This window comes from Ralstonia sp. Ralssp110 (assembly GCF_047325135.1).
In the GTDB taxonomy this organism is placed as follows: Bacteria; Pseudomonadota; Gammaproteobacteria; order Burkholderiales; family Burkholderiaceae; genus Ralstonia; species Ralstonia mojiangensis.
Genome location: NZ_CP168609.1, coordinates 1,122,260 through 1,148,882 on the forward strand (window position 1 = coordinate 1,122,260; position 26,623 = coordinate 1,148,882).

Consider the following 26,623-nt stretch of genomic DNA (forward strand, 5'->3'; position numbering starts at 1 on the left):
TGGTCGACAATCCGCACGATATTTCGGCAGATATTGCGTGCTTGGAGCGTGTGGAGAATCAATGCAAATCGATGTGCAGATCGTTAAGTCGTTGACTGATAGAGAAAGCGGGGGGAACCCGGCAGGTGTTGTGATTGATGCTGATGCACTTGACGTGAGCCAGAAGCTGGAGGTTGCGCGGCAAGTCGGGTTGTCAGAAACAGCCTTCGTGTCGAAGTCGAGCATAGCGACGATCAAACTGGAGTTCTTCACGCCAACGCGCCAGATTGCCCATTGCGGGCACGCAACGATTGCCACCTTCTCGCTGCTTAGGAAACTCGCCAGGGTCGGCAATGGGACGCTGTCGAAAGAAACGATTGATGGCTGCAGGACCATTCTCGTTGACGGTGACATCATCTTGATGGAGCAGCAGCCGCCCGTGTATCACCCCATCAAGCGGGAATCCGATCTCGCCTCAAGAATTTCAAGATCGATCGGGGTGGAGCCTGCGGAAATCTATCGCACTGCAGACCCGATGGTGGTCAACACGGGCAATAGCTTCCTTATTCTTGCATTGCCCGACGAACGCTCCGTCGCTGCGGTCCGCCCAGATCAACGGGCTATCGAGGCGATCAGCGAGGAGCTCAACCTGATCGGTTATTACCTCTTTTCGACATCGACGAGGACTGCTGGTCGCCAAGCGGGAACGCGAATGTTCGCGCCAAGATTCGGAATTGATGAAGAGTCTGCAACCGGAACAGCAGCAGGCCCCTTGGCTTGCTTTCTATACGAGAAGATGGGCGTCAAGAACCGGGCGATGACAATAGAACAAGGGCAATTGATGCAGCCCCCATCTCCAAGTGTGATCAAAGTCATTCTCGACATTGAGGAAGGTAGGATTTCGCGGTTGATGGCTGGCGGGATGGCTACTGTCGAGCGGTCTGTGAGCGTAGATGTCTGACAGGCTAAACCGTTGACCAGCGGTCCAATTCATCACGCGAAAAGACCTATCGCCTGTCCCGTTCGATTCCAACGCTTCCAAGTGTGACGGGCCTCGGCTGGTCATACGCCAATTCTGATTTATAGTTTCGCCCCTGCTCAGACGAAGCAGCCATCGGTACACTCTGCGCCATCGTTTTCCGTGCCATAGAGAAAGCGATCGAGGCTTGGAACCCTCGGGCATAACGGGCAAGCGCCGAGCATAGGTGCTTGTCCTCAACCGCTATGGCTTGGCTTCGTCTCCTTCCTGGGGCGAGCCAGGCTTGTACGGCTTCGGCCGTGCCGATCGTTATGTCTCGGTGTTCCAAACCTGCCTGTGCTCGCCCACCCCTCCCAAGGGTTGGGCGCGGTTCCGTTCATCACATGAAGAGGAATGCCGTGACCTGCTCGATCTCCCACGCCACCAACTCACCGGCTGGCGACGCGCTTAGCGAATATCAGAAAGGCGTGCTGTCTGCGCGTGAATTCCTGCGCGCAGTGTTCAGCCGCAACGCCGCGGGCAACACGTGCGATACATGCGCGACGCCTGCGTCAGAACATCCGGACCAACCACGCTGACTTCATGGGCGACCCAGGCGTATGAGGTCTGCGTGCCGATGTTGCAGCATCGGTGCCACGGCTTGCCTGGGCTCGCCCACCCTTACACCCGCGCTACCTCGCCCCCCAGCAACCGACACTCCGCCGATAACGCCAGCAGGTTCGGATCGCGCTCGCGATTGCGCTGCATCACCAGCACGATGTGCTGGCTGATCGCATAGCGCGCGGCCAGGGGAATCAGTTGCACCTTGGGGCTGAAATCGGCCACGCGGCGCGGCAGCAGCGCGTAGCCGATGCCACCGCTCACGAGGTTCATGAGCGAGAAGATGTCGCCCACGCGCAGCGCGATCTGCGGGGCAAAGCCGGCCTTGTCGAAGGCGGCCATGAAATCGTGATACGTCGCAAAATCGTCGCCGAGTGCGACAAACTTTTCGCTGCGCACGGTTTGCAAGTCGATCTCCGCTGACGACGCATACGGCGAGGCGAGCGGTGCAGCAAACAGAATCTCATCGTCGAACATCGGCACGGTCAGCAGATCGGGATTGCGCAGCGGCTCGCCCAGCGCGATGACGATGGCGTCGAGCTGGCCGTCTTCCAGCTTGGCAAGCAGGCTGCGGTTCGAGCCCAGCGTGAGTTCGATGTCGAGCGCGGAGCGGCGCGTCTTCAGGCCCGCAAAGATGCGCGGCAGCGTGCCGACCGTCATCGAATAGAGCCCGCCGATCTTCAGCGTCGTTGACGAAAACCCGGCCGCTTCGCGCGTGCGGCGCACACCAGCTTCACACTCAGCCAGGATGCGCTCCACATGTTCCGCAAACACATAGGCGGTCGACAGCGGAATCAGCTTCCGGCCGTCGCGCTTGAACAGCGGGCAGCGCAGCCCTTCTTCCAGCGAATGCAGCGCGCGGTGCACGCTCACGGTGCTTTGCCCGAGCGCTTCCGACACGCGGGCCATGTTGCCCAGCGTCATGAACGACTGGAAGACCTCGAGCTTCTTCAGGGTGATGTCTTCATCGATTGCCATGGCAGGGGCTCCTCCGGGCGCGTTCTGGCGGCGCGCTGCTATCAGAATTGGCCATTCTTTCATTAACTTCAAGTTAATGAAACCGCGCCTAGGTTGATTGAAGTGCACCTTTTTACAGCCTACGGTACAGGGCATCAAATCAATCAAGGCTGGAGACGCCACCCAATGCAACCGATGCCCACCCAATCGGCAAACGGGGCCAACGCACCCATCCCGCCCCAATGGCGCCGCCGGCGCGACGAGAAAGAACGCCGCCTGACTGCAGCCCGGCGCATTGCCAACGGCAAGGTCATTCCCACCAGCGATATCGTCGCCGCGCTCGAAGCGCTGCTCGCCCCGGGCGATCGCGTCGTGCTGGAAGGTAACAACCAGAAGCAGGCGGATTTCCTCTCGCGCTCGCTGGCCAAGGTGAACCCCGAGCGCCTGCACGATCTGCACATGATCATGCCGAGCGTGAGCCGGGCCGAACACCTCGACATTTTCGAAGCCGGCATCGCGCACAAGCTCGATTTCTCGTTTGCCGGGCCGCAGAGCCTGCGCATCAGCCAGTTGCTGGCAGACGGGCTGCTGGAAGTCGGCGCCATCCACACCTACATCGAGCTGTATGCACGACTGGTGGTGGACCTGATTCCGAACGTATCGCTGGTGGCCGGTTTCAAGGCCGACCGCGACGGCAACATCTACACTGGCCCGAGCACCGAAGACACGCCCGCGCTGGTGGAGCCCACCGCGTTTTCCGATGGCATCGTGATCGTGCAGGTGAACGAGATCGTCGATGACACGGCCGACCTGCCGCGCGTGGACATTCCGGGCTCGTGGGTCGACTTCATCGTGCAGGCCGACAAGCCGTTCTACATCGAGCCGCTCTTCACGCGCGACCCGCGCCTCATCAAGCCCGTGCACGTGCTGATGGCGATGATGGCGATTCGTGGCATCTACCAGCGCCACAACGTGCAGTCGCTCAATCACGGCATCGGCTTCAACACGGCCGCCATCGAGTTGATCCTGCCAACCTACGGCGAGCGCCTGGGCCTCAAGGGAAAGATCTGCCGCAACTGGACACTGAACCCGCATCCGACGCTGATTCCCGCCATCGAATCCGGCTGGGTGGAAAGCGTGCATTGCTTCGGCACCGAACTGGGCATGGAGCGCTACGTGGCCGCGCGCCCCGATGTGTTCTTCACCGGCCGCGACGGCTCGCTGCGCTCGAACCGCATGCTGTGCCAGCTCGCCGGCCAATATGCGGTGGACCTGTTCATTGGCGCGACGCTGCAGGTGGATGGCGACGGGCATTCGTCCACCGTCACGCGCGGGCGGCTGGCCGGTTTTGGCGGCGCGCCCAACATGGGTCACGACCCGCGCGGCCGCCGTCACGCCACGCCGGCGTGGCTGGACATGACCGAACCCGTGACGATGCTGGAGCGCGGCAAGAAGCTCGTCGTGCAAATGGTCGAGACGTTCCAGGAAGGCGGCAAACCGACCTTCGTCGATACGCTCGACGCGGTGGCCGTGGCCAAGCAAAGCGGCATGCCGCTCGCGCCCATCATGATCTACGGCGACGACGTCACGCACCTGCTGACCGAAGACGGCATTGCGTATCTCTACAAGGCCCGCTCGCTGGAAGAGCGGCGCGCCATGATTGCCGCCGTGGCGGGCGTCACGTCGATTGGACTGCGCCACGACACGTCCAAGACCGCGCAGATGCGCCGCGACGGCCTGATCGCCCTGCCCGAAGACCTCGACGTGCGCCGCAGCGATGCCAGCCGTGAATTGCTCGCCGCCAAGAGCATCGCCGACCTGGTCGAATGGTCCGGCGGGCTGTACGAGCCGCCCGCACGCTTCCGGAGCTGGTAATGGAGAAGACATTGCAACGGCCTCTGCCGGCCAGCCAGAAAGCGCGTGCGAAGCGGTTAGCCGCGCTGGTCGAGTCCGCCCTCATCGACGAGGTGACGCTGTCGCCCAAGCCCGGTCTTGTGGATGTGCGTGGCAACGGCGCACATCACGATCTGGACTGGACGCTGATGGTGCATTCCGCGCAGACGCTGCGCCCAGCGTTTGAAGCCATGGCGCTGGCCGGCGCGCAAATCGAAATGCAGGCCGGTGCGCAACTTGCCCTGCGCGAGCGCATCGGCCGCCTGGGGCGCGAAGGTGAAGCGGCCATGCTCGATGCCACAGGCGGCATCAACACGCACCGCGGCGCCATCTGGGCGCTCGGCCTGCTGGTCACGGCTGCGAGCCAGGCGCCGCATGCGTTAAACGCGGCCGCTGTTGCGGGCCGCGCCGCGCGCCTGGCGAACATTCCCGATCGCTTTGCCCCCGTCTCGACTGGCCACAAAGGCGAGCGCGCCTGCAACGATTACGGCGTCGGCGGTGCCAAGGGCCAGGCCTGTGCCGGCTTCCCGCACGTGATCAAGGTGGCGCTGCCGGCGCTGCGCGAGGCGCGTGCGGCCGGCATTCGCGAAGACCACGCACGCGTGGATGCATTGCTTGCCGTCATGGCCGCGCTGGACGACACCTGTGTGCTCGCACGCGGCGGCGCCAAGGCACTGCACGTCGTGCAAACGGGCGCCGCCACCGTGCGTGCAGAAGGCGGCTTGGCAACAGCACAAGGCCGCCGCGCTTTCCGCACGCTTGAACAAGACATGCTGGCGCTGCACGTGTCGCCCGGCGGCGCAGCCGACTTGCTGGCCGCCGCGCTCTTCCTTGACCGCTTGCCCGCAAACGCGCACGCAGCGTCCGACATCGAATCCGCTCATCAGGAAACCGAACATGGAGCATCTTGATTTTCAGTTCACCGGCGGTGCACCCGCGGGGCGCCGTGCGTATGCCGGCGTAGTCGGCTCGGGCGACCTTGAAGTGCTGCTGACCCCGGGCAGCGCCGGGCAGATCGACGTGGCCATCACCACGTCCGTCAATGGCATGAGCGCGACATGGCAGGCGCAGCTTGCACGTGTGTTCGGCTCGCACGCGTGGCCGGCGGCCAAGATCATCATCAACGATTTCGGCGCGACACCGGCCGTGGTGCGGTTGCGGCTTGAGCAGGCGCTCGAAGCACTCGCGCAATCTTGAGGAGAAGCCATGTCACGCAATCCGATTGAACGCGACAGCTTTATCGAACGCGATGCGCGCCGACGCGCCATCGCCCTGCTCGACCCCGGCACCTTCCGTGAACTACTGGACCCGTTCGAACAATTGACCTCGCCGTGGCTGCCGCGTCAGGGCATCGTCACCCAGGCCGATGATGGCGTCGTGGTGGCGCGCGGCACGCTGGGCGGGCAGCCCGCCGTGGTGCTTGCCATTGAAGGCGCATTCCAGGGCGGCAGCATGGGCGAAGTGTCCGGCGCCAAGATTGCGGGCGCGCTGGAACTGGCGGCAGAAGACAATCGCAACGGGATTCCCACACGCGCCGTCATCGTCTTCGAAACCGGCGGCGTGCGGCTGCAGGAAGCCAACCTGGGCCTGGCCGCCATTGCTGAAATCCACGCGGGCATCCGTGCGCTGCGCGAGTATGGGCCGGTGATCGGCATCACGGCGGGCGTGGTCGGCTGCTTTGGCGGCATGAGCATCGCCGCGGGCCTGTGCAGCTACCTGCTGATGACACGTGAGGCACGCCTCGGCCTGAACGGCCCGCAGGTGATCGAGCAGGAAGCCGGCATTGAAGAATACGACTCGCGCGATCGCCCTTTCATCTGGAGCCTCACCGGTGGAGAGCAACGCGCCGCCACCGGCCTGGCCGATGTCTGCATTGAAGACGATTCCGTCACGATCCGCGCGCAGGTGATCGAGTGGCTGCGTGCCGGCGCGCCAAAGCACCAGCGCAGCGAGCAGATCGATCACTACCTCGAACGTCTCAACGCCGTCGACACATCGCGCCAAGCCATGGCCGAAGATGTGCGCACGCACTATGCAAAGGACGCCGCATGAGCCAGAACGAACTTTCCACGCGCGGCGCGACCTGGATGCGCGCGCTTGCCGGCGGCACGCCGGTGGCGGGCTACGGCAGCACGCTGCAAGTCGTCGATGCCGTGCTGGCAGGTCAGCCCGCGCGCTACATCGCCGTGGTGCCCGATGCCCAGAACCGCTTCCCCCGCGCACGCAACGGTGAAGTCAGCCTCATCGAAGGCTGGCAGCTCGCGCGTGCCGTGCGCGATGCCATGACTGCGGATGCGGGGCAGGAAAAGAAGCGCGCCATCGTCGCCGTCATCGATGTAGCAAGCCAGGCCTACGGGCGCCGGGAAGAGGCCTACGGCATCCACCTCGCACTGGCTGCGGCGGCGGATGCCTACGCGGCCGCCCGATTGGCCGGCCACCCCGTAATCGGTCTTATCGTCGGTCGTGCCATGTCGGGCGCCTTGCTGGCGCACGGCTACCAGGCCAACCGCCTACTCGCCCTGGACGATGCCGACGTGATGGTGCACGCGATGGGCAAGGCCGCTGCCGCGCGCGTAACGCTGCGCTCCGTTGCCGACCTGGAACGCCTCGCGCAAGAGATTCCGCCCATGGCGTACGACATTGCCAGCTTCGCATCGCTCGGGTTGCTGTGGAAACTGCTGAAGGTGAAGTCCGCCGACGCGCCAGATGCAAGTGACATCGATACCGTGCAGACGGCGCTTGCAGCGGCGCTGGTCAATATCGCAGCCGACCCTTCGCGCGGGCTGGAAGGCCGCCTGGGCGCACCGCTGCGCAGCGCGTCCTCAGAGGTACGCAAACGCCTGCGCGAGCAATGGAACACGCAGCCAGAAAGCGCATAACAAATAGGAGGCACATCGCGGCGCGAGCACATGCGCCCAGATGGTTTGGCCGTACCTGCCCTAGATGGCGCCTTGAATTTGTGTTGCAGGGAGGAAGAAGAGAGGAGGCTGTTTGAGCGAAGCGAGTTTGCCTCCTCTCCCTCCCTGCGACAGAAATTCAAGGAGTCTTTCGCCATCTCGAGCGCGCCTGTCTTTGCCTACTTTCTTTGGCAAGACAAAGAAAGTGAGTCAGCCCCGGCGGGGGATGAAACAAAGGATGCACCAGCAAAGCAAAACAAAGTCCTCAACCCTCGATCACCAAACACCACAACAGGCGACCCATCGCCGTTCCTTCAGGAGACAAAGACGTGATCATCTACGGTACAACCCTGCTGGCGCTATGTCATATCGCCGGCCTCTTCCTGGGCGACCTGCTCGGCCAGGCCATCGGCGTGAAGGCCAATGTGGGCGGCGTGGGCATCGCCATGCTGCTGCTCATCTTCGCGCGGCTCTATCTGCACAGGCACGGGCTCATGCCTGCCGCCACAGAGGCGGGCGTCTCGTTCTGGGGCGCGATGTACATCCCCGTGGTGGTGGCGATGGCTGCCACACAGAACGTCGTCACGGCACTGCGCGGTGGCCCTGTCGCACTGCTGGGCGCCATCGGCGCGGTGCTCGTGTGCGGTGTCTGCATTGCCCTCATCAACCGCACAGGCAACGCGGAAGACCGGCGCCCCCTGCCCCCACTGCCTGAATCCGAACAAGCCCGCGCCTAAGGAGCCCCACCATGCTGTCAATGCTAGAGAAAGTTCTGCAGCACAACGGACTGGTCGCGGCGTTCGCGCTGGTCGGCATCGTCATGGGCCTGTCGATGTGGGTGTCCAAGAAGCTGACGTTCGGGCGCGTGCACGGCTCGGCCATCGCCATCATGATCGGGCTGGTGCTCGCCTATTGGGGCGGCATCCAGACCGGTGGCGAACGCGGCCTGGCTGACCTGAAGCTGTTTGGGGGGATCGGCCTGATGGGCGGGGCAATGCTGCGCGACTTCGCCATCGTTGCCACGGCCTTTGAAGTGCAGGTGACCGAGGCCCGCAAGGCGGGCATGATCGGCGCCATCTCGCTGCTGCTGGGAACGGTGCTGCCGTTCATCGTCGGCGCCTGCGTTGCCTACGCCTTCGGTTATACCGACCCGGTGAGCGTCACCACAATCGGCGCGGGTGCCGTCACGTACATCGTCGGGCCGGTGACCGGTGCGGCGCTCGGTGCCACCTCCGATGTGATGGCGCTGTCGATTGCGACAGGCCTCGTCAAGGCGATCCTGGTGATGGTCGGCACGCCGTTCGCGGCCAAGGCGCTGGGCTTGAACAACCCGCGCGCTGCCATGGTGTTCGGCGGGTTGGCGGGTACGGTCAGCGGGGTATCGGCGGGTCTGGCCGCCACGGATCGGCGCTTGGTGCCGTACGGCTCCCTGGTGGCGACGTTCCATACGGGCCTCGGGTGCCTGCTCGGACCATCGATCCTGTTCCTGGCCACGCAGGCATTGCTGCGATGACACAGACGCAACTGCGCGCGCACGATCTGCTTTGGGTGTCTGAGACACCCATGGCGGCGGATGGCGCACCCTTGCCGGACTGGGCCATCACGGCATACCGGCAAGGGGCGCCTGTCGTGGTGCGACGCGCCCCGCGCAGCACCGATGGTTCCGTGCCGGTCGGCCTGCGCGGCGGCGCGCGGCATGAACGCTGCGCAGCGACGGTAGCCGCAAACAGCGTCACGCGCGTGGTCTCGCCCGAGGGGTTGGCAGCGCAAGCCGTCTCCATCGCCCACGACGCACCGTTCGCTGCGCTGCGCACTTTGCGCGCGCTGGCGCCCGGACTCAATGCACTCGGCTGGGGGTGGGGGCCGACGGGCGGCGCCGGCTTTGCGCTCGCCAGCGGTTTGCCGGTGTTGCATGCGGACAGCGATCTCGACCTCGTTGTGCGCATGCCGCACGCACCGTCAGCCGCGCAGCGCGATCAGCTCCTGCACGTACTGGCCGAAACCGAATGCCGCGTCGACCTGCAGATCGACACCGGGCGCGGTGGATTCGCGTGGCGCGACTGGCTGACCTCGCCCCGCCAGACCTTGCTCAAGACCGATCACGGCCCCCACCTCGTGGCAGACCCGTGGAGCGAACTCGCATGAGCGTGCTCTTCATGTTTCCTGGCCAGGGGAGTCAGCGCGTGGGCATGCTGCACGCGTTGCCTGTCGATCCGGCCGTCGTGCAGACCCTGGCCGAAGCGGGCGACGTGCTCGGTACGGATCCGCTCACGCTGGATGCGGCAGAGGCGCTGCGGTCGACCGTGGCCGTCCAACTCTGCCTGCTAATTGCCGGTGTTGCGGTGGCGCGTACGTTGGCACGTCAGGGCGCCGCGCCCGACATGGTGGCCGGCCTGTCGATCGGCGCGTGGCCTGCAGCGGTCGTAGCGGGTGTGCTTGATTTCTCCGATGCACTGCGCTTGGTTCGCCTGCGGGGCCAACTGATGGAAGACGCATATCCGAGCGGCTACGGCATGGCCGTCACGGCCGGACTGACTGAACCGGAGGTCGCTGCCATCGTTGCGCAGGTCAACTCGGCGGCCACGCCAGCCTATGTCGCCAACCTGAATGCGGAACGGCAGATTGTCGTGGCGGGCAGCGATGCGGCGCTCACGCAAGTCATGACGCGCGCGCAAAGCGCGGGCGCATCAACGGCAACGCGGCTGTGCATGGCAGTGCCGTCGCACTGCCCGCTACTTGACGCACAGGCCGGCGAGTTGGCGACCGCCGCCGCAAAGGTCACGGCCCACACGCCGCAACTCACCTACGTCAGCAGCAGTCGCGCCCGTGCGCTCTTCCGCGCGAACCTCATCGTTGAAGACCTGGCGTGGAACATGGCGCGGCCGGTGTTGTGGCATGACACGCTTCAGCATGCATTGGAACGCGGCGCACGCATGGCGGTGGAGGTGCCGGGCGGCGGCACGCTGGCACGTCTGGCGAAAGGTGTGTTTGCGGACGATGCGGTGCTGGATGCAGGCAGCGGACTGGATGCGGTACGGGTGCGGATACAGCGACAACGCCGCGGGGACGGCCTTTGAATTGTCTGCTGCATGGACTTTTCAGCGGCATTTCGGCATCGTTGCGCGCCGGATTTCATCGCTCGTGAGAGGCTCCGAATTGCGCGTCCTGTCCATTGCTGCCATCGCCACCTTGTTGACCACTTCCGCGTTGGCTGCCACCACGGAAACCGCCGAAGAAGAACTCGCAAGCTGGTCCTACGTCGCACAGTCATTGACTTACGGCGGCTACGAAACCGAAGGCCTGAGCTTTTACGCCAACTGCGACGACAAGCGGCTCCACGTGGCGGTATTCACGAACGCGCAACCGGAGCAAAACGGAAAGGCCGTCCGCATCCAATTGGCTTCCGGCCCCCTCCGTTTGACGATCCCCGCGCGCATTGAGGTGTCCGACATGGAAGCGTATGCCGGGGGTGACGTGAAGTCGCGGGCGCGCTTCTACGCGTTGTTCCATACAGGCAAGCCGATCACGGTCAAAGTGGCCGGCGCAGACCCGCAGACGCAGCAGCTCCTGCAATTCTCACCGCGAAACGCCGACACCGGTGCCCGCCAGCTTGAAGCGGTTTGCCCGGTGGCGCGCCGAACAGGTCAATAAAAAACGGGGCACATGGCCCCGTTCCTTTTGCTGCTTGCCGCTTAGACGATTTCCCGCGTTTCCATGAACTGGATATCCGGAAAACGCTCCTGCGTGAGACGCAGGTTCACCTGGCTCGGCGCCAGGTACACGTAGTCACCCGCACCATCCAGGGCCACGTTGTGGCCAGCCTTGTCGATCAGCTTGTCGATATCTTCCTGCTTGCCGCGCAGCCAGCGGGCCGTGGAACATTCGTGCGGTTCGAAGATGGCATCGACGCCGTATTCGTGCTCAAGGCGGTGCGCCACCACGTCGAACTGCAGGATACCGACGGCGCCCAGCACCAGATCGTTCGATGCCAGCGGGCGGAACATCTGCGTGGCGCCTTCTTCGGCCAGTTGCTGCAAACCCTTCTGCAACTGCTTCAGGCGAAGCGGGTTGTTCAGGCGCGCGCGGCGGAAGAACTCCGGCGCAAACGACGGGATGCCCGTGAACTTGAGCGCCTCGCCTTCCGTGAAGGCATCACCTAGCCGGATCGTGCCGTGGTTGGGCACGCCGATGATGTCGCCGGCAAATGCCTCTTCCGTGGTGTTGCGATCCTGCGCCATGAACGTGATGGCGTTGTTGATGGCGACCGTCTTGCCGGTCGACACCTGCAGCAGCTTCATGCCGCGCTCGAAGCGCCCCGAGCACACGCGCACGAAGGCAATGCGGTCACGGTGCTTCGGGTCCATGTTGGCCTGGATCTTGAAGACGAAGCCGGTGAACTTCTCTTCCATCGGCTTGACTTCGCGCGTTTCGGTGGGGCGTGCCAGCGGCTCGGGCGACTGGTCAACCAGCGCATCGAGCAGCGACTGCACGCCGAAGTTGTTCACCGCCGAACCGAAATACACCGGGCACTGCTTGCCGGCCAGGAAGGCCTCTTTGTCGAACGTGTGCGATGCGCCACGCACGAGTTCGATGTCGATGCGCAGTTCTTCCGCCTGCGAGCCCAGGACGCGGTCCAGCTCGGGGTTGTCCAGACCTTGAATCAGGCCGGCGGTGGCACCCTTCTCGCTGTCGGCATTCGGGTCGAACAGCTGGACAGTATCGTTCACGAGGTGATACACGCCCTTGAACGACTTGCCCATGCCGATCGGCCACGTCATCGGCGCGCACTGGATCTGCAGCACGCTTTCGATTTCATCGAGCAGCTCGATGGGCGCGCGGCCTTCTCGGTCGAGCTTGTTGATGAACGTGAGAATGGGCGTGCTGCGCAGGCGGCAGACGTTGAGCAGCTTGATGGTCTGCGCTTCCACGCCGTTGACGGAGTCGATCACCATCACGGCAGAGTCGACGGCCGTCAGCGTGCGGTACGTGTCTTCCGAGAAGTCTTCGTGGCCCGGGGTGTCGAGCAGGTTGACGATGTAGTCGCCGCCCTCATTCCGGTACGGAAACTGCATCACCGACGACGTGACGGAGATGCCGCGCTGCTTTTCCATCTCCATCCAGTCGGAGGTGGCGTGGCGGTTGGCCTTGCGCGCACGCACGGCGCCGGCCATCTGAATGGCGCCGCCGAACCACAGCAGTTTCTCGGTGAGCGTGGTTTTACCCGCATCCGGGTGGGCAATGATGGCGAACGTCCGGCGGCGCCGGATCTCCTGCTGCAGCGTACTCACGGGCAAAAACCGAAAGGGAGAAGTGATGAATGCGCCCATGGCGTGGGCGCTGGCTGGCGGGGTCATCCCGGCGGCCGATGGACTGCCCGAACGGAGTTGTCAATCCGGGGCAGCCGAGATTGTACGCGATCGGCGCCCTTGCTTAGGATCAACTGATCCGAGCCGCAAGCGGGGGAAACTCCCTAGGAACCGTCCCCCGGACGGAGGAGACCAACCCGTTGTGGGAATGCACTGACAACCCTTTCGGAGTCGGTGTTATCGAAGTTGTCATGAAGCTCCCGTATTGTGGAGTCCGTCGCGAAACCCGCCTTTGGGTACGCCGCGACATTGAAAGAAGCAAAGAAGCAAGGAGTCCAACATCGTGCGTAGTCGAATCCCTGTCGATCCGGCAGTGCAACGCATCATCGAGACCACCCGCAAGGCGTGGCAACTCGACGAGCAAAGCGTGCGCGCGGCGCGTCAGCAGCGTGCCGCCAATCGCCGCAAACGGATCAAGGCTTTGCCGCAGGACAGCCTGCAGGCACTCGCCGCACTCGCCCTGCAAGCTGAAATCTGGGCTGTGCGCAAGACCGTGGTGACGGTCGGCTAGCCACGCAGTTCCTCACCGTGTCGAGGGCCACAGTCGTGGCCCTTTTCTTTTGGGTGGCACGCAACGGTGGGGCATGGCGGTTGCTTATGAATTGGCTGACATGCATCAGTTCAGGAGGCCGACATGACCGAATTGACCCCCAAGCCGCCCGGCAGCAGCAATGGCACCAACGGCACAAATGGCGCCAACGGTGCGACCATCACCACGCTCCATCCGCAGATCGATCACACTGCCCAGCGCGTCAAAGATGCCACGGCAGAAGGCATCGACCGGCTGGCGAGCGTTCTTTCCACGGCGCTCACACAGTTCGATAAACGCACCGAACAGTTGAAGAACCTGCACGCGAATGTGTCAGAGCAGGCAAGCGGTTCCGTGCGTCAGCATCCGGTCATTACGATCGGTCTGGCGTTCGTGGCAGGCATGCTGCTGGAACAGTTGACGCGGGATTGAGCCGGCGTCTTGGGGCTTAGCGGCTGCCGCGCGCCGCGTTTGCGTTGCCGCCGGCCCCACCACTGGAGAGATTTGCCGCCAGCGTCGGGTTGAGCAACGCAGCCTGCGCGGCCGCACCGGCTTGACCCGAGGCTTCGTACTGGCGACTGCCGAATCGCAGCGCGTATTGCCGCGTGACCAGCGCGCCGAAGAAGAAGATCTGGGCGGAGTAGTAGATCCACAGCATCAGCGCCACCACCGAACCCGCCGCCCCGTAAGACGACGCCACGGCGCTGTTGCCCAGATACAGGCCGATGAGGTGTTTGCCCAGCGTGAAAAGCAGCGCCGTTACGACGGCCCCGAGGGCAACGTCGCGCCAAGCCACACGCGTTTCCGGCAGCATTTTGAAAATGGTGCCGAACAGCAGCGATACGACCGCAAATGAAAACGCCGACGACAACACCTGCGCCACCAGCAACGCGATGCCCGAGGTGGAGCCCGCCCACAACGCCCCCCAGAAGCGCTCCACCACCGCCAGCGCTGCGTTGATGGTGAGCGACACCAGCAGCAGAAACGCCAGCACCAGGATCAGGCTGAACGACAGCAGACGCGAACGCAACAGGCCCCACAGCCCTGCCTGCTGGCGCGGCGGCACTTCCCACAGTTCGTCCAAGCTGTCCTTGAGTTCGGAGAAGGCCGTGGTGGCGCCCACCAGCAACAGCGCGACGGCCGTGGCTGCAGCGAAAAGGCCGCTGCCCGAGCGCCGGGTAGCGGCGAGCACCGCTTCCACTGCGGAGGCACCCTGCGCGCCCACCAGACCCTGGATCTGCCCAAAGATTTCGCCGCGCGCGGTCTGTTCGCCGAAGAACAAGCCGGCAATGGAAATGACCAGCACCAACACTGGCGCCATTGAGAACAACGTATAGAACGACAACGCCGCGCCCTTGCTCGCGGCGCGATGTGCAGACCATTGCCGCACCGCCCCCATCAGCACCTGGGCGGAGCGCTTGAGCAGGTCGCGGTCGAAGCAGGCAGCCGGGCGCATGGAGGTTCCTTGCAAGGCGATGCGGCCAGCGCAGTGCCGGCCTCGACCTTGAGCCTAGTCAGCACACGGCACGCACGCAAGCGCGGCCGTGGCTGCGAGGAATCTTGAGGGCTTGCGCCCTCAGTCGTTACCGCTACCCAGCAGCCGGCTGATGAGAAAGCCCGCGCCGAATGCCAGGCCGATCGTCGCAAGCGGGTGCGATCGCATGCAGTCCGCCGCATCGCTCATCAAGCGTTGCTGCGAGGCACGCCATTGATCGCGCTTGGCAGCGGCCTCGTCAAGTGCGGTGGCCGCTGCGTCGGCAGTGCGGTCGATAGCCTGTGCCGTGGTCGCCTTCACACGCTCGGCGGCTTGCGCCACGTCGCCGCGGATGAGGTTGCCGTTGGCATCGGATTTGGGAAACGGGTTGGTTTGAGACGGTTCCATCAATCAGCGCTCCTGGAGTTGCGTGGCATCGTGAGAGCCGGGTTGAAAGCTGTGCGCATCATCCCGGCGTCATCCTCTGCCGGCGACCAGACCCCAGATGAGGCTGACCACAAACAGCACCACGAAAATCATGAAGAGGATCTTGGCGATGCTCGCTGCACCGGCAGCGATGCCGCCAAACCCGAGCACGGCCGCAATCAGGGCGATGATGAAAAAGACGACTGCATAACGCAGCATGGTGACCTCCTGTGCAGTTGAGTGAGCTTGCCGCCATGGGGCGGATGCCCCACTGGTCCAGCAAGCCGCGTACCGCGCCAGGAAATCTGGTTATGCCTCGGTGGCATGTGCGCGGCCGGAGCCAGCGCTGTTGCCATCGCCGCTGTCGTCGGCGTTGCTGTTGCCGTATTCCTCCAGCCGGTTGTAAAGCGTCTTGAGGCTGATACCGAGCAGTTCAGCCGCGCGCTTCTTCACCCCACCGCACTGCTCCAGCGTGGCAAGAATGATCTTCTTGTCGGCGCTCGCCAGTGAGGTGCCGACCGAAATCGTCAGCGTGGAACCGGACGAGACCTGCGTGCTCGACACCTGCAGCGGCACATTGGCCGTATCGATGCCGGCGTCGTCCGACAGGATGTACGCGCGCTGCACGTAATTGCGCAGTTCGCGCACATTGCCCGGCCAGTGATAGCCGCGCAGCGTTTCCATGGCCGGCGGCAGGAATGCCTTCTTGGTATTGCTCTGCGCGTTGAGCTGGTCGAGGAAATGTTGAGCAAGCAGCTCGACATCCTTGCCGCGCTCGCGCAGCGGCGGCAATTGCAGCGGGAACACGTTCAGGCGGTGATACAGGTCGGCGCGCAGCTTGCCGTCGGCAACGGCCTCTTCAGGGTCGCGGTTGGTAGCGGCAATCACGCGCACATCGGAGTCGATCTCGCGGTTGGTGCCCACGCGCATGAACACGCCGGTTTCCAGCACACGCAGCAGTTTCACCTGCAGCTCGATCGGCATCTCGGTAATTTCATCGAGGAACAGCGTGCCGCCATTGGCACGTTCGAAATAGCCCTTGTGCTGGCGGTCGGCGCCGGTAAAGCTGCCGCGCTCGTGGCCGAACATTTCCGACTCGATCAGGTTGGGCGAAATGGCACCGCAGTTGACCGGCAGAAACGGCTGCTTGCGACGCAGGCTGAGGTCGTGGATGGTCTGCGCGGCCAGTTCCTTGCCGGTGCCGGATTCGCCAATCAGCAGCACAGTCGCCTCGGTGGGCGCCACGCGGCTGACCTGGTCATACAACGTCTGCATCACCGTCGAGTTGCCGAGCATCTGCCCGAAGAGGCCCAGGCGCCGCAGTTCGCCGCGCAGGTTGCCGATCTCGGCTTTCAGATCGCCCGGGCGCGGGATGCGCGCCAGTACGGATTTCAAACGTTGGAAATTGACGGGCTTGACCAGGTAGTCGGCCGCGCCCATGCGCAGGGCCTCGACGGCGGTTTCCACGCTGGCGTGGCCTGTCATGACGATGATCTCGGTGCCAGAGTGCGGCGCGATGTCTTCCATCAGATCCATGCCGTTGCCGTCGGGCAGGACAAGATCGATGAGCACGGCATCGGGGCTGTGACGCGACATCTGAATGCGCGCATCGCGCAGCGACCCGGCCAGCGCGGTGGTGAAGCCTTCGGCACCCACCAGCTCACCCAGAGCGGCACGTGCATTGGCATCGTCTTCGACAATCAGGATATGTGGCATCTCGATTTGGTTGGATGTGCCGGTATGTGCCGGCGGTCATGCAGGGCGCAACGACGCGCTCGACTGGAGAAGCGGCGGCAGGTGCAAAAAGTATTCCATCCAATACAACTGCGCCATCGTGCGGGCAAGCCCACGTCGGCAACGTGGACGTCGGTAATTTTTACACGCACGCATGCAAGAAATGGATCGAATACGTCACTCTCCAGGGAGCACCTCGGGTACTACGCAGCAGTCAGCATAGTTGAGAAGGTCAGCGCTTCGCCACCTGCGGGCCGAAATGGACATCGTACGCCGCATGACAAATGTGAAACCCGCGCGGCATCTGCGTCTCAGGCCCGTTTCTTGTCAGCGTTTGGCCGACAGGATGGAAGAAACGTCAGCGCATGCCCGACATACAACGCGCTTGGGCGGCCCTGATAATGGCTCAACTTTTCAACACAATGTGACGGGATGACGACGTACCCTGCCTTTCGAAGACTGCATCGCTGAAGATGCAGCCGCTCGCCAGGACGTCCCCGTCGCGACCAACCACGAGGGAGCCATGTCCTTGAGCGAAGCCTTCGCCGACGATCGTGCAGTGACCGTCGGGCGCCTGAGCTATCCCCCTGCCCTGGCCGACTTTGACGACACCGAACGCGTGCCGTCCGACGCCGAAACATCCCCCACCCAATCGATCGCCGAGCCGGATTTCGGTCACCTCTACGGCCGCTCGCCCGTGATGCGCGCGCTGTACGATCAGATCGGCAAGGTGTCGGGCACGCTGGCCACCGTGCTCATCATGGGCGAATCGGGTACGGGCAAGGAGTTGATCGCGCGCACGGTGCATGACATGAGCCCGCGCGCAGACCAGGCCTTCATCGCGGTGAACTGCGGCGCCATCTCGCCCAACCTGATCGAGTCGGAACTGTTCGGCCACGAGAAGGGCAGCTTTACTGGGGCGGCCCAGCGGCATATCGGCTATTTCGAACATGCCTGCGGCGGCACGATCTTCCTCGATGAAATTACCGAGATGCCGGTCGAGATGCAGGTCAAGCTGCTGCGCGTACTGGAGACCGGCGTATTCATGCGGGTGGGCGGCACTGAGCCCATCCAGACGCGCGCACGCATCATCGCGGCCACCAACCGCAACCTGCTGGAAGCGGTGAGTGAAGGCGCCTTCCGCGAAGATCTGATGTATCGCCTGGCCGTGGTGCCGCTGCAGGTACCGCCGCTGCGCGATCGCGAAGACGACATCGAAGAGCTGGCCTTGCACTTCCTTGCCCAGTTCAACGCTGCGCACCAGACCGACAAGGTGTTCTCGCGCCAGGCCCTGGCGGCACTACGAGGCCAGCCGTGGCCCGGCAATGTGCGCGAGTTGCGCAACGCCGTGCAGCGCGGCTACATCCTCGGCGAGAAAACTGTCGAATTGGCCGCACCGCTGGCGCCCGCACGCGGCCCGGCGCGCCCAACCGTCAAGGAAGGCGTGCTCAGCCTGTCGGTGGGCGTGACGCTGGCGGATGCGCAACGCGCAATGATCCTGGCCACGCTGGAGCATTTTCATGGCGACAAGCGCCAGGCCGCCAAGACGCTTGGTGTCAGCCTGAAGACGCTGTACAACCGCCTCGACCTCTACCAAAGCACCGCGGCCGCCGCCATGGCGGCCTGACGGCGCTGCTTCTCCAAGCTCGACGCTTCCGACCCTGCCATACCCCGCTGCATCCGCGCTGACGTTCTAGCGCGGATGCGCGTGCGCGCGTTCGCCGGGATGCTCATGGCGGCGGCGCTCCTGTGGTTCCGGTGTCGGCCGACGGGGTGCGGGTTCGGTTTCCGCGCGGGCGCGCGGCCCCGTGCGAACGGCGGTGGTCAATGTCATCGGCATGGCGAGCCCTTCCCTTTCAACGTTACTGGCCTTGCTTCGAGCTGCCGGGGTACGAATTCCCGGTGGTCGTTGCAGCATCGTTGCCGCCGGCCTGCACGCCCGAGTGCGACATGTCGCCCGCGCTATTGGTGCCGCCTGGCACGGTTGCGTCCGACTTCGATTTCTTGTGATGACGATGCTTCTTGTGCATCGGCTTGTTGGTATCGCTGTCACTCCCCGCGGCCGGTGTCGCCTGGCTGCCTGGCATCGATGTATTGGCCGTGCGGTCGGCAGTTGAAGATGGCGGATCGGTGCGCTTGCCCGGCGCCTTGGTCGGGTTGCTAGATTCCTGGTTGTCGACCGGCGCGGTCGTCGTCTGGGCGACGGCCGTGCCGATGCCAAGCCCGAAGATGACGCTGGCGAGCGCAGCGGTCAGGAAACGTGTTCGCATGTGGTTTCTCCTGGAATGTGATGCTTCGAAAAGAAGGCAATGGAAGCGCACTGCGGCGCGTCGCCCGCCTTCGTCGCAGCAACGCATGTACCTGCGGTGCCACCCATCTGCACCGCGCACGCAGCCCGCAACCACCGTCGGCGCTGTCATGTGCCGGCAACAATGGGCATATAAAAACGACATGACCATGTAGAAACGGCGTGCCAGCCGCCCGTAAAGCCTTGTGGCGGCTAGCTTTTTTGACATGGCATATCCTTTGCATCGATGCGGTGACCGGTCGACGTAATTGTCGACGCCCACTCACCAAAGGAGGCAAGGCGAATGGTCAAGGCCGCTCTGGAAATGCGTGCGAAGCAGCATCTCGCGCTAACGCCGCGACTGCAGCAATCCGTCAAGCTGCTGCAGTTGTCTGCAACCGAATTTGCGCAGGAAATGCAAGAAGCGCTCGCAAGCAATCCGTTCCTGGAAGAGGTCGAGCAAGAAGCGGGTGCGCAGCCCGATGCTGCACGCACCGGCGACATAGCCATTCCTGCTGCCGATCGGGACGGCGCCGCGGCCGACCACACGCCTGCAGACGACGCTCCGCTGGAAACCACCACGAGCGCCATCGAGACTGATCCGACGCTGGCCGCATCGGAAGATTTCCCCACCGACTTCAGCACCTACTACAGCCACGGTGGTGCCCACCATGGCGATGGTGAAGACAGTGACATCGGCGAATGGGTGCACTCCACGCCGAGCCTGCGCGAACATCTGCATCAGGAGTTGCGCAGCTATCGCCTGTCAGACCGCGACTGCCTCCTCGCACAGACGCTGATTGAAGCGCTGGATGACGACGGTTACCTGCGCCAGCTGCTCTCCGAGTTGATTCCGCTGGCGCCAGTGGAGCCGCCGCCGACCGAGAAGGAAATGCAGATTGCGCTGGCGCTCGTGCAAAGCCTGGATCCGCCGGGCGTCGCGGCGCGTGATCTGGCGGAGTGCCTGCGCCTGCAGATTGAAGCGCGCCCCGCTGACACCGAAGCCGAAGAACGTATCCAGGAGATCGCGCAAGACATCGTGCGTAGCCACCTGCCGCGCTTGGCCAAACGCGAACTCACGCAGATGCGTCGCGCGCTGGGGTGTACCGAAGAGGAGTTGCGCGATGCCTGCGCACTGATCCGCATGCTGGACCCGCGCCCGGGGCTGCGCTTCTCGCAAGCGCATGCGGGCTACATCGTGCCCGACGTGATCGTCGCCAAGATCAAGGGCAAGTGGGTTGCCGTGACCAACCCTGCGGTGGCACCGTGCGCGCGCGTCAACAAGGTCTACGCGGAGTTGTTTGCCCAGACGCGCGGCCACAATCGCACGCCGCTGGCGCACCAACTGCAGGAAGCCCGCTGGCTGATCCGCAACGCGCAGCAGCGCTTCGCCACCATCCAGCGCGTGGCCGAGGCGATCGTCGCGCACCAGAAGCACTTCCTGGAATACGGCGAGGTGGCCATGAAGCCGCTGGTGCTGCGTGACGTGGCCGAAGAACTCGGCCTGCACGAATCGACCATCTCGCGCGCAACGGGCAACAAGTACATGGCCACGCCGCGCGGCATCTTCGAGTTCAAGTATTTCTTCTCGCGCCAACTGGCAACCGACACCGGCGGCGCGTGCTCGGCCGCGTCGGTGCGGGCGTTGCTCAAGGAGATGATCGAAGCTGAAGATTCGGACGCACCGCTCTCCGATGTGTCGCTCGCCAAGATGCTCGCCGAGCAGGGCGTGATCGTTGCGCGCCGCACAGTGGCCAAGTATCGCGGGCTGATGCGCATTGCGCCGGCGGAAATGCGGCGCCAGGTCTGACGCGCCCGCTACCGACAGGAGCCCCGTGCGCAAGCTGCCCACCGATCACTACCCGCACCGCGATGACGGCGATGCGACGACCGCGTCCTTGCATCTGGCTGACGTGACGATGTTCTGGGCGGCGGAAAGCGGTGGCGTCAAACGCTACCTGCGCGCCAAGCACGACTTCCTGCGCTCCACGCACTGGCGGCACACGTTGGTCGTGCCCGGCACAGCGGACGACGCTACCAATGAGATCGCCGTAGTGCCGGGCGTGCCGCTGCCGCTGTCGCATGGTTATCGCATTCCCTTGCGGACCGGGCCAGCCATGCGGGCGCTGTGTGCGCTGTCGCCGGATCTGATTGAAGCGGGTGACCCGTACCGGCTGTCATGGGCGGCGGTGCATGCCGGCGCGCAGCTGCAGGTGCCGGTGGCGGCGTTCTATCACTCCGATCTGCCCGCGTTCTTCCGCCGCCTGGGCGGCCCGCCCGCCGAACTGGCCGCTGCCGCGTACGCCCGCAAGCTGTATCCGCACTTCGATACGGTGTTCGTGCCCAGCCGCTACATCGCGCAGAAAGTGGCCGACCTGGGTGTGCAACGCATAGAACTGCAGCCGTTGGGCGTAGACACGCGCTTGTTCCATCCCGCGCGGCGCTCGCTGCGCTGGCGCGAACAACTCGACCTGCCGCGCGATGCACGCGTGCTGCTGTACGTCGGCCGCTATGCGCCTGAGAAGAATCTGCACGTGCTGTGCGACGCGGTGGACAAGCTGGACGACGGCAGCGTGCTCGTCACCATTGGTTCGGGCCCGACACCGCCACGTGGCAAGCACGTACGCGCACTCGCATATGAAGGCGACACGCAGCACCTGGCCGCAGCCATGGCAAGTGCCGATGTGTTTGTGCATGCGGGCGATCAGGAAACATTCGGCCTCGTCGCATTGGAAGCGATGGCCAGCGGCGTGCCGGTCGTCACCTGCGCGGCCGGCGGTTTAAGCGAGTTGGTGAACGAGCGTGTCGGCTATGCCGTGCCGCGCTGCCGCGCTGACGATTTCGCGCAGGCACTCCAGGCGCTGCGCCAACGCGATCCGGTCGCACTGGCGCACGCGGCGCGCCGCCATGCGATGCAGTACGACTGGCAGGCCGTCCTGCCGCAACTTCTGCAACGCTACCGCGCGCTGCTCGGCCGGCAAACCAGCGCCGCTGCGCAGACAACTCCACAACCGGCTCGCGAGCCCGTGCGTGCTTCGCGCGGCCGGTAGCCCTGATCGATTCTGTTCATCATGTCGCGCTATCTCGTTCTTGCCATGCACGACGTCACGCCCGCCACCTGGCCTGCGTGCAAGGTGTTGCTCTCTGCGTTGGATGAGGTGGCGCGCGTACCCAAGTCGCTGCTGGTCATTCCGAACTTCTATCGCGGCCCGACCGCACGCAGTAGCGAGCGCTTCTGCCGCGTGATGAGCGAGTGCCTGACCGAAGGCGATGAGCTTGTCCTGCACGGCTACGCGCACCTGGACGACCAGCCCCCCGGCGGGGTGATCAACCAACTGATCCGCACGCGCTATACCGCCGGCGAAGGCGAATTCTCTGCCATTCCGCTGGCGGCGGCGCGCGCGCGCATTGAAGCTGGAGCTGCATGGTTTGCCGCCAACGGCTGGCCGTTGCATGGCTTTGTCGCCCCGGCGTGGCTGATGAACCCGGCAACCTGGGAGGCGCTGGACGGTCTGCCCCTGCGCTATACGACCACGCTGCAACGCTTCTACCTACTGCACCCTCGGCGCCCGCTCAAGGCGCCCTGCCTGACGTACAGCGTGCGTTCGCCGGCGCGCCGGCTGGTGTCACGGTACTACCTGCGCTGGCTGGCGCAGCGGCACGCCGAGACACCGCTGTTGCGTCTGGGCCTGCATCCGGCCGACGCGGCGCATCCCGACGTCATTCGCCATTGGCAGGAATTGCTCGCTGCATGCCTGGCGACGCGCACGCCCGTCACGAAGAACGGCTTTGCGCAGGTGCTGGCCCAGGCGTGGATGGGCGGCCCGGAAACCACCGTCGCCGGGCACGCACAAACGTCGTACTGAGCGCAAGCGCTAGAACAACCACACCGACAATCCACCGATCAGCATGCCGAGCCCGGCACCTGCCAGCACGTCGCTCGGATAGTGCAGGCCAAGCACGACGCGAGAGACGGCCACCATGAGCGTAAACGGCACGAGCGCCAGCGCCATGCGCGGGTAATACGCGGCCATCACGATGCTGAACGACACCGCGTGCAGCGTGTGGCCCGACGGAAAGCTGAACTGATCGAGCACTCGCCCGCACAGGTGGATCTCTTCGCAAGAGAGGTAAGGCCGAGGCCGGCACACGCCGCGCTTGAGCAGGATGTAGATGACCAGCGACAGCAGCCCCGTGAGCCCCATCTGCTTGGCGCATTCCCAGCCGGTGTCACCGCCTACCACGGGCAACGCCGCCATCAACGCATACCAAAGCATGCCGTCGCCCAGGCGACTGACACCACGATAAAAGCGCATGGCCGACGCGTCGCCCGCCACGTGATTGAGTGCCACGGCGAGCTGCCGATCGCGCTCGCGCCAGCGCTTCCAGTCAGGCCACGCGTGGGTCGCCATGGTAGGCCTCCCCGTTGGTGGCAGCGTCGTGCACAGCGATGAGCGCCGCTTCAAAGCGTTCGAGCACGCGCGGCCAATCCAGAGCCTGTGCGGTCAACCGCGCCGCTTGACCCAAGCGTTGGCGCAAGCCGGCATCCGTGGCAAGCGTGACGGCAGCCTGCGTGAACGACGCGGCATCGCCGACGGGCGCGAGCCAACCGTTCTCGTGGCTACGCACGTGCATGCCGGCCGCGGCGGTATCGAACGCCACCACGGGCAAGCCACTGGCCATCGCCTCGACCACCACGTTGCCGAAGGTCTCGGTCACGCTTGGAAAGAGAAACACATCTGCCGATGCATAGTGCGCGGCCAATGCCTCGCCATGCTGCGTGCCTGCAAAGATGGCATCGGGACAGCGACGGCGCAGCGCGCTGCGTTGCGGACCATCGCCCACCATGACGAGGCGCGCCTCGGGCACGCGCTCGCGTACGGCATCAAACGCATCCAGCGCAACACCCAGGTTCTTTTCCAACGCAAGACGCCCGACTGTGAGCACGACCGGCGTGTCAGCGCCAGCCCCCCATTGCGCACGCAATGCGTGACTGCGGGCTTGCGGCGTGAACCTGTGTGCGTCCACGCCGCGCGTACTGACCGTGAGGCGTTCGAAGTCGAGGTCGCTCAACTGCCGCTGCAGTTCGCGCGTGGGGACGAAGGTGCGATCTGTGCGATTGTGAAAGGCGCGCAGGTAGGCACGCACCAGCGTTACGGCGCCCTCCCAGGCGTAGTGCCGGCCGTACTCGTCAAAGCGCGTTCTGAAATCCGAAGTCACGGGCACCCCGAGTTGCCGTGCGGCCCGAATGGCCGACCAGCCGAGCGGTCCTTCCGTGGCGACATGCACGAGGTCGGGCCGATACGCGCCCCATGCGCGAAGCAGGCGCCGCCGTGCAGGCAATCCCATGCGCAAATCCGGATACAGCGGAATTGGCACGCCAGGAACCCGCAGCGTGTCTTCCGCCAACGCAGGCTTGCCAGCGTCGATGGCCCTCTGACGCGGCCGCGCCAGCATCACGTCATGCCCGCGAGCCTGCAGAAACGCCACGGTGCGCGCGGCAGTGAGCGATACGCCGTTGAGTTCCGGCGGCCAGGTTTCAGTCACATAAGCGATGCGCATGGGTCGATCAGTCTTTGTGCTTATCGCGGCTGTGCGAAGGACCGCCCGTCTGGCCTCGCTTGTGAGCAAGATCGTCTGCGCTGCGATTGGCGACCTGGCGATCGCTGTCGTTACGGTTGGCCGCATGGCGTTCTCGCACGACGCGTTCTACGCCGGGGGTGTTGTGCAGATCGGTGTCAAGCTGCCCGCTTTCGATGTCGCGTGCGGCCTGCTCGACATTGCTTCGCGGTTCGGAACGTTGCTCTTCAAGGTTCTGATCGCGCTCGTGAGGCAGCCGCTCTTGCGATCCCGACTCCGGCTTGCCGAGCATTTTGTCGATGTTTTCAGCGTTTCGACCCGTGTCTGGCGCACGCGGCGGCGTAGTCCCTGCCGGTCGTTCGCCGCGCTGATGCGGGCCACGTAAGGTGGGGCGTAGTCGGTTCATGGCGCCCTCCTGCGGACGTGATCTAGTTGCCTTGCGCACCGCAACCGACGTGCCAACGACGCCCGCATGCTCCACACAATCGACAAGACCTGCACCACTCCTGCACAACACCGCGACGCAGACAAGGCAACGTACCAATGGATCCACCCGCGTCGCGACGTGATCGTTGCGTAAGGGTTACATGCGCGCTTGTAACGCTTGCTGCGCAAGGTGATCCGAAAGCGATCAACGCGGGAGACGTACGCGTTCCGGACGCCGTGTGGGACGGCCGCGCAGTCGGTCGAGCAAGCGCTGCGACACACCTGCCGGCGCGTCCGTGGTGCCAAGCAGCGTACCGAGCGGGCGCAATCGATCGACGTGATCACATACAACCTTGATCATTGCCGTGATCGACGTTCCAAGGAGCAAGCCCCACAAGCCCCACAGCCAGCCCCACAGCAGCAGGCCGATGTAGACCACGCACGGATCGAGCTTGGATGCCCGGCTCTGCAGCCACGTCACGAGCAGCGTGCCGACCAGGGTGGCCAGCAGCAGCGTGACACCTGCCACGACAAGCGCATCCGACCACGCGCCCATCTGTAGGTACGCACCGATGCCGCTGGCCACGGCAATCACCACCGAACCGAGATACGGCACGAAGTGCAGCACGGCCGTCGCCAGCCCCCAGACTGCTGCGTCTTCCATGCCGAGCAGCACGAAGGCCACCGTGGTGAGTACGCCCAGCACGATGTTGGTTGCAAACAGCACCAGCAGCGAATACTGAATCTGCGTGCCGATGACCGCCATCATGCGCACCGCGCGCTTCTTCTCGCTCAACGTGTTGCCCACCGCGCGCACCCATTTGCGTTTAAGTGCCTGGCCTGAAGCGAGCAGGAAATAGACGAGAAACGAGACCACGACGAGTTGGCCCGCAAGCGCGAAGAGGTTGGCGGAACCCATCCATAGAAACTCGCGCAGCGGCAGCACCGGCTGCGCGGCAGGAGCCGCGACCGCGGGCGGCCGTTTGGCAAGTGCCGGCGCCGGCTTGCCCTGCACTCCTTCGGCGGCATGTTCGAGTGCGACAGTCACATCGCGCATCTTGTCGAACGCGCCGCCCATATGCCCACGCATACCGTCGATGGCTTCGGCCATGCGCTCCGCCGCAACGGGCAACCGGTCTGCCATGGCCGAGACGCCGTCTTGCATCCCGAAGACCAGCACCGCACCGGCAATCCACAGGCCGAGCACCACGATGGCTGCCGCAATGGTGCGCGGCACATAGCAGTGCCGCAGCCACACGACCACCGGGTTCAGCGCAAACGCCAGCACCACGCCAAGGGTGAACGGCACCAGAAACCCCCGCGCCCATTGCAAGAAGACCAATGTGCCGCCAATGGCCACCAGCACCATGGCCACACGCCAAGCCGGTTGCCGTAGCCCGTCGAGCAGACTGCCGTGCAAGGGTTCCGGCTGCGTGGGGGATGGATTGAGTTCGGCGGGCATGGCAGAGAATGTGGTTCACCGTTCTCTGCGCAAA

General features: G+C 64.4%; 29 protein-coding genes. 19 read left to right on the plus strand and 10 right to left on the minus strand.

All coding sequences use genetic code 11. The features are described from left to right. Positions 1-61: 61 nt before the first annotated feature. Positions 62-940, plus strand: coding sequence for a PhzF family phenazine biosynthesis protein (locus ACEN9T_RS05715; protein ID WP_413705768.1), 879 nt, complete (start codon positions 62-64; stop codon positions 938-940). 401 nt (positions 941-1,341) lie between these two features. After that, on the plus strand, positions 1,342-1,536 hold the full coding sequence (locus ACEN9T_RS05720; RefSeq protein WP_092970842.1) for a hypothetical protein: 195 nt from the start codon (positions 1,342-1,344) through the stop codon (positions 1,534-1,536). Positions 1,537-1,618: 82 nt separating this feature from the next. On the opposite strand, the gene ACEN9T_RS05725 is transcribed toward ACEN9T_RS05720, so the two are convergent. Continuing rightward, positions 1,619-2,536 (minus strand): LysR substrate-binding domain-containing protein, encoded by a 918-nt coding sequence (locus tag ACEN9T_RS05725; protein WP_092970841.1) that lies wholly within the window; start codon positions 2,534-2,536, stop codon positions 1,619-1,621. A gap of 165 nt (positions 2,537-2,701) precedes the next feature. On the opposite strand from ACEN9T_RS05725, the gene mdcA reads away from it, so the two are divergent. The 10 genes from mdcA to ACEN9T_RS05775 all read left to right on the plus strand — a co-directional run bounded on the left by mdcA (position 2,702) and on the right by ACEN9T_RS05775 (position 10,956). Beyond that, the gene (mdcA, locus tag ACEN9T_RS05730) at positions 2,702-4,390 is read left to right on the plus strand and encodes a malonate decarboxylase subunit alpha (RefSeq protein WP_413705769.1); all 1,689 of its coding nucleotides are present in this window, start codon (positions 2,702-2,704) and stop codon (positions 4,388-4,390) included. Continuing rightward, positions 4,390-5,319 (plus strand): triphosphoribosyl-dephospho-CoA synthase, encoded by a 930-nt coding sequence (locus ACEN9T_RS05735; RefSeq protein WP_413705770.1) that lies wholly within the window; start codon positions 4,390-4,392, stop codon positions 5,317-5,319. The genes mdcA and ACEN9T_RS05735 overlap by 1 nt, the downstream gene beginning before the upstream one ends. Next, positions 5,306-5,605, plus strand: coding sequence for a malonate decarboxylase subunit delta (locus ACEN9T_RS05740; protein WP_092970838.1), 300 nt, complete (start codon positions 5,306-5,308; stop codon positions 5,603-5,605). The genes ACEN9T_RS05735 and ACEN9T_RS05740 overlap by 14 nt, the downstream gene beginning before the upstream one ends. A gap of 9 nt (positions 5,606-5,614) precedes the next feature. After that, entirely contained in the window at positions 5,615-6,460 is an 846-nt protein-coding gene (locus ACEN9T_RS05745; protein WP_413705771.1) for a biotin-independent malonate decarboxylase subunit beta, read from the plus strand. Beyond that, positions 6,457-7,287, plus strand: a complete 831-nt coding sequence (mdcE, locus tag ACEN9T_RS05750) for a biotin-independent malonate decarboxylase subunit gamma (protein ID WP_092970836.1) — start codon at positions 6,457-6,459, stop codon at positions 7,285-7,287. Before ACEN9T_RS05745 ends, mdcE begins: the two co-directional genes overlap by 4 nt. A 347-nt stretch (positions 7,288-7,634) precedes the next feature. Beyond that, positions 7,635-8,042, plus strand: coding sequence for a malonate transporter subunit MadL (gene madL, locus ACEN9T_RS05755; protein ID WP_092970835.1), 408 nt, complete (start codon positions 7,635-7,637; stop codon positions 8,040-8,042). 11 nt (positions 8,043-8,053) lie between these two features. Continuing rightward, positions 8,054-8,818: a malonate transporter subunit MadM gene (gene madM, locus ACEN9T_RS05760; protein WP_413705772.1), complete on the plus strand. Its 765-nt coding sequence runs from the start codon at positions 8,054-8,056 to the stop codon at positions 8,816-8,818. After that, the gene (locus ACEN9T_RS05765; RefSeq protein WP_092970833.1) at positions 8,815-9,450 is read left to right on the plus strand and encodes a malonate decarboxylase holo-ACP synthase; all 636 of its coding nucleotides are present in this window, start codon (positions 8,815-8,817) and stop codon (positions 9,448-9,450) included. The genes madM and ACEN9T_RS05765 overlap by 4 nt, the downstream gene beginning before the upstream one ends. After that, the gene (gene mdcH / locus ACEN9T_RS05770; protein WP_413705773.1) at positions 9,447-10,382 is read left to right on the plus strand and encodes a malonate decarboxylase subunit epsilon; all 936 of its coding nucleotides are present in this window, start codon (positions 9,447-9,449) and stop codon (positions 10,380-10,382) included. Before ACEN9T_RS05765 ends, mdcH begins: the two co-directional genes overlap by 4 nt. Beyond that, positions 10,315-10,956: a hypothetical protein gene (locus ACEN9T_RS05775; RefSeq protein WP_254775614.1), complete on the plus strand. Its 642-nt coding sequence runs from the start codon at positions 10,315-10,317 to the stop codon at positions 10,954-10,956. Before mdcH ends, ACEN9T_RS05775 begins: the two co-directional genes overlap by 68 nt. Positions 10,957-10,997: 41 nt before the next feature. Here ACEN9T_RS05775 and ACEN9T_RS05780 read toward each other — a convergent pair whose 3' ends face one another. After that, positions 10,998-12,593: a peptide chain release factor 3 gene (locus tag ACEN9T_RS05780; protein WP_004632461.1), complete on the minus strand. Its 1,596-nt coding sequence runs from the start codon at positions 12,591-12,593 to the stop codon at positions 10,998-11,000. A gap of 361 nt (positions 12,594-12,954) precedes the next feature. Between ACEN9T_RS05780 and ACEN9T_RS05785 the strand changes: the two genes are divergently transcribed. Together ACEN9T_RS05785 and ACEN9T_RS05790 are read left to right on the plus strand one after the other, a co-directional pair. Then, complete coding sequence (locus ACEN9T_RS05785; RefSeq protein WP_004632457.1) at positions 12,955-13,182, plus strand: hypothetical protein; 228 nt, start codon at positions 12,955-12,957, stop codon at positions 13,180-13,182. A 123-nt stretch (positions 13,183-13,305) separates the two neighbouring features. Beyond that, positions 13,306-13,632 carry a hypothetical protein gene (locus tag ACEN9T_RS05790; protein ID WP_092970831.1) on the plus strand — a complete coding sequence of 109 codons (327 nt, stop codon included), beginning with the start codon at positions 13,306-13,308 and terminating at the stop codon, positions 13,630-13,632. Positions 13,633-13,648: 16 nt separating this feature from the next. On the opposite strand, the gene ACEN9T_RS05795 is transcribed toward ACEN9T_RS05790, so the two are convergent. The 4 genes from ACEN9T_RS05795 to ACEN9T_RS05810 form a co-directional block, all read right to left on the minus strand. Continuing rightward, positions 13,649-14,656, minus strand: coding sequence for a YihY/virulence factor BrkB family protein (locus ACEN9T_RS05795; RefSeq protein WP_413705774.1), 1,008 nt, complete (start codon positions 14,654-14,656; stop codon positions 13,649-13,651). A 120-nt stretch (positions 14,657-14,776) separates the two neighbouring features. After that, the gene (locus ACEN9T_RS05800; RefSeq protein ID WP_045205628.1) at positions 14,777-15,082 is read right to left on the minus strand and encodes a hypothetical protein; all 306 of its coding nucleotides are present in this window, start codon (positions 15,080-15,082) and stop codon (positions 14,777-14,779) included. 69 nt (positions 15,083-15,151) lie between these two features. After that, positions 15,152-15,319 (minus strand): DUF1328 domain-containing protein, encoded by a 168-nt coding sequence (locus ACEN9T_RS05805; RefSeq protein ID WP_004632450.1) that lies wholly within the window; start codon positions 15,317-15,319, stop codon positions 15,152-15,154. A 90-nt stretch (positions 15,320-15,409) separates the two neighbouring features. Next, the gene (locus ACEN9T_RS05810; protein ID WP_092970829.1) at positions 15,410-16,816 is read right to left on the minus strand and encodes a sigma-54-dependent transcriptional regulator; all 1,407 of its coding nucleotides are present in this window, start codon (positions 16,814-16,816) and stop codon (positions 15,410-15,412) included. Between the two features lie 541 nt (positions 16,817-17,357). On the opposite strand from ACEN9T_RS05810, the gene ACEN9T_RS05815 reads away from it, so the two are divergent. Next, positions 17,358-18,461 (plus strand): sigma-54 interaction domain-containing protein, encoded by a 1,104-nt coding sequence (locus ACEN9T_RS05815; RefSeq protein ID WP_413705775.1) that lies wholly within the window; start codon positions 17,358-17,360, stop codon positions 18,459-18,461. Between the two features lie 235 nt (positions 18,462-18,696). Here ACEN9T_RS05815 and ACEN9T_RS05820 read toward each other — a convergent pair whose 3' ends face one another. Beyond that, positions 18,697-19,104 (minus strand): hypothetical protein, encoded by a 408-nt coding sequence (locus ACEN9T_RS05820; RefSeq protein ID WP_413705776.1) that lies wholly within the window; start codon positions 19,102-19,104, stop codon positions 18,697-18,699. 321 nt (positions 19,105-19,425) lie between these two features. Here ACEN9T_RS05820 and ACEN9T_RS05825 point away from each other — a divergent pair, with 321 nt between their 5' ends. The 3 genes from ACEN9T_RS05825 to ACEN9T_RS05835 are packed head-to-tail and all read left to right on the plus strand — an operon-like array spanning position 19,426 to position 22,987. Beyond that, the gene (locus tag ACEN9T_RS05825) at positions 19,426-20,931 is read left to right on the plus strand and encodes an RNA polymerase factor sigma-54 (protein ID WP_092970826.1); all 1,506 of its coding nucleotides are present in this window, start codon (positions 19,426-19,428) and stop codon (positions 20,929-20,931) included. A 25-nt stretch (positions 20,932-20,956) separates the two neighbouring features. After that, a complete protein-coding gene (locus ACEN9T_RS05830; protein WP_092970825.1) occupies positions 20,957-22,171 on the plus strand; it encodes a glycosyltransferase family 4 protein in 1,215 nt (404 codons plus the stop codon). A 21-nt stretch (positions 22,172-22,192) separates the two neighbouring features. Continuing rightward, positions 22,193-22,987, plus strand: a complete 795-nt coding sequence (locus tag ACEN9T_RS05835) for a DUF2334 domain-containing protein (RefSeq protein ID WP_092970824.1) — start codon at positions 22,193-22,195, stop codon at positions 22,985-22,987. A gap of 9 nt (positions 22,988-22,996) precedes the next feature. On the opposite strand, the gene ACEN9T_RS05840 is transcribed toward ACEN9T_RS05835, so the two are convergent. Together ACEN9T_RS05840 and ACEN9T_RS05845 are read right to left on the minus strand one after the other, a co-directional pair. Continuing rightward, the gene (locus ACEN9T_RS05840; protein ID WP_024978053.1) at positions 22,997-23,533 is read right to left on the minus strand and encodes a phosphatase PAP2 family protein; all 537 of its coding nucleotides are present in this window, start codon (positions 23,531-23,533) and stop codon (positions 22,997-22,999) included. Continuing rightward, a complete protein-coding gene (locus ACEN9T_RS05845; protein WP_413705777.1) occupies positions 23,511-24,683 on the minus strand; it encodes a glycosyltransferase family 4 protein in 1,173 nt (390 codons plus the stop codon). The genes ACEN9T_RS05840 and ACEN9T_RS05845 overlap by 23 nt, the downstream gene beginning before the upstream one ends. Before the next feature lie 61 nt (positions 24,684-24,744). Here ACEN9T_RS05845 and ACEN9T_RS05850 point away from each other — a divergent pair, with 61 nt between their 5' ends. Beyond that, positions 24,745-25,086 carry a hypothetical protein gene (locus tag ACEN9T_RS05850; protein WP_175537081.1) on the plus strand — a complete coding sequence of 114 codons (342 nt, stop codon included), beginning with the start codon at positions 24,745-24,747 and terminating at the stop codon, positions 25,084-25,086. A gap of 246 nt (positions 25,087-25,332) precedes the next feature. On the opposite strand, the gene ACEN9T_RS05855 is transcribed toward ACEN9T_RS05850, so the two are convergent. After that, positions 25,333-26,589 carry an AI-2E family transporter gene (locus ACEN9T_RS05855; protein WP_092970821.1) on the minus strand — a complete coding sequence of 419 codons (1,257 nt, stop codon included), beginning with the start codon at positions 26,587-26,589 and terminating at the stop codon, positions 25,333-25,335. Positions 26,590-26,623 lie beyond the last annotated feature (34 nt).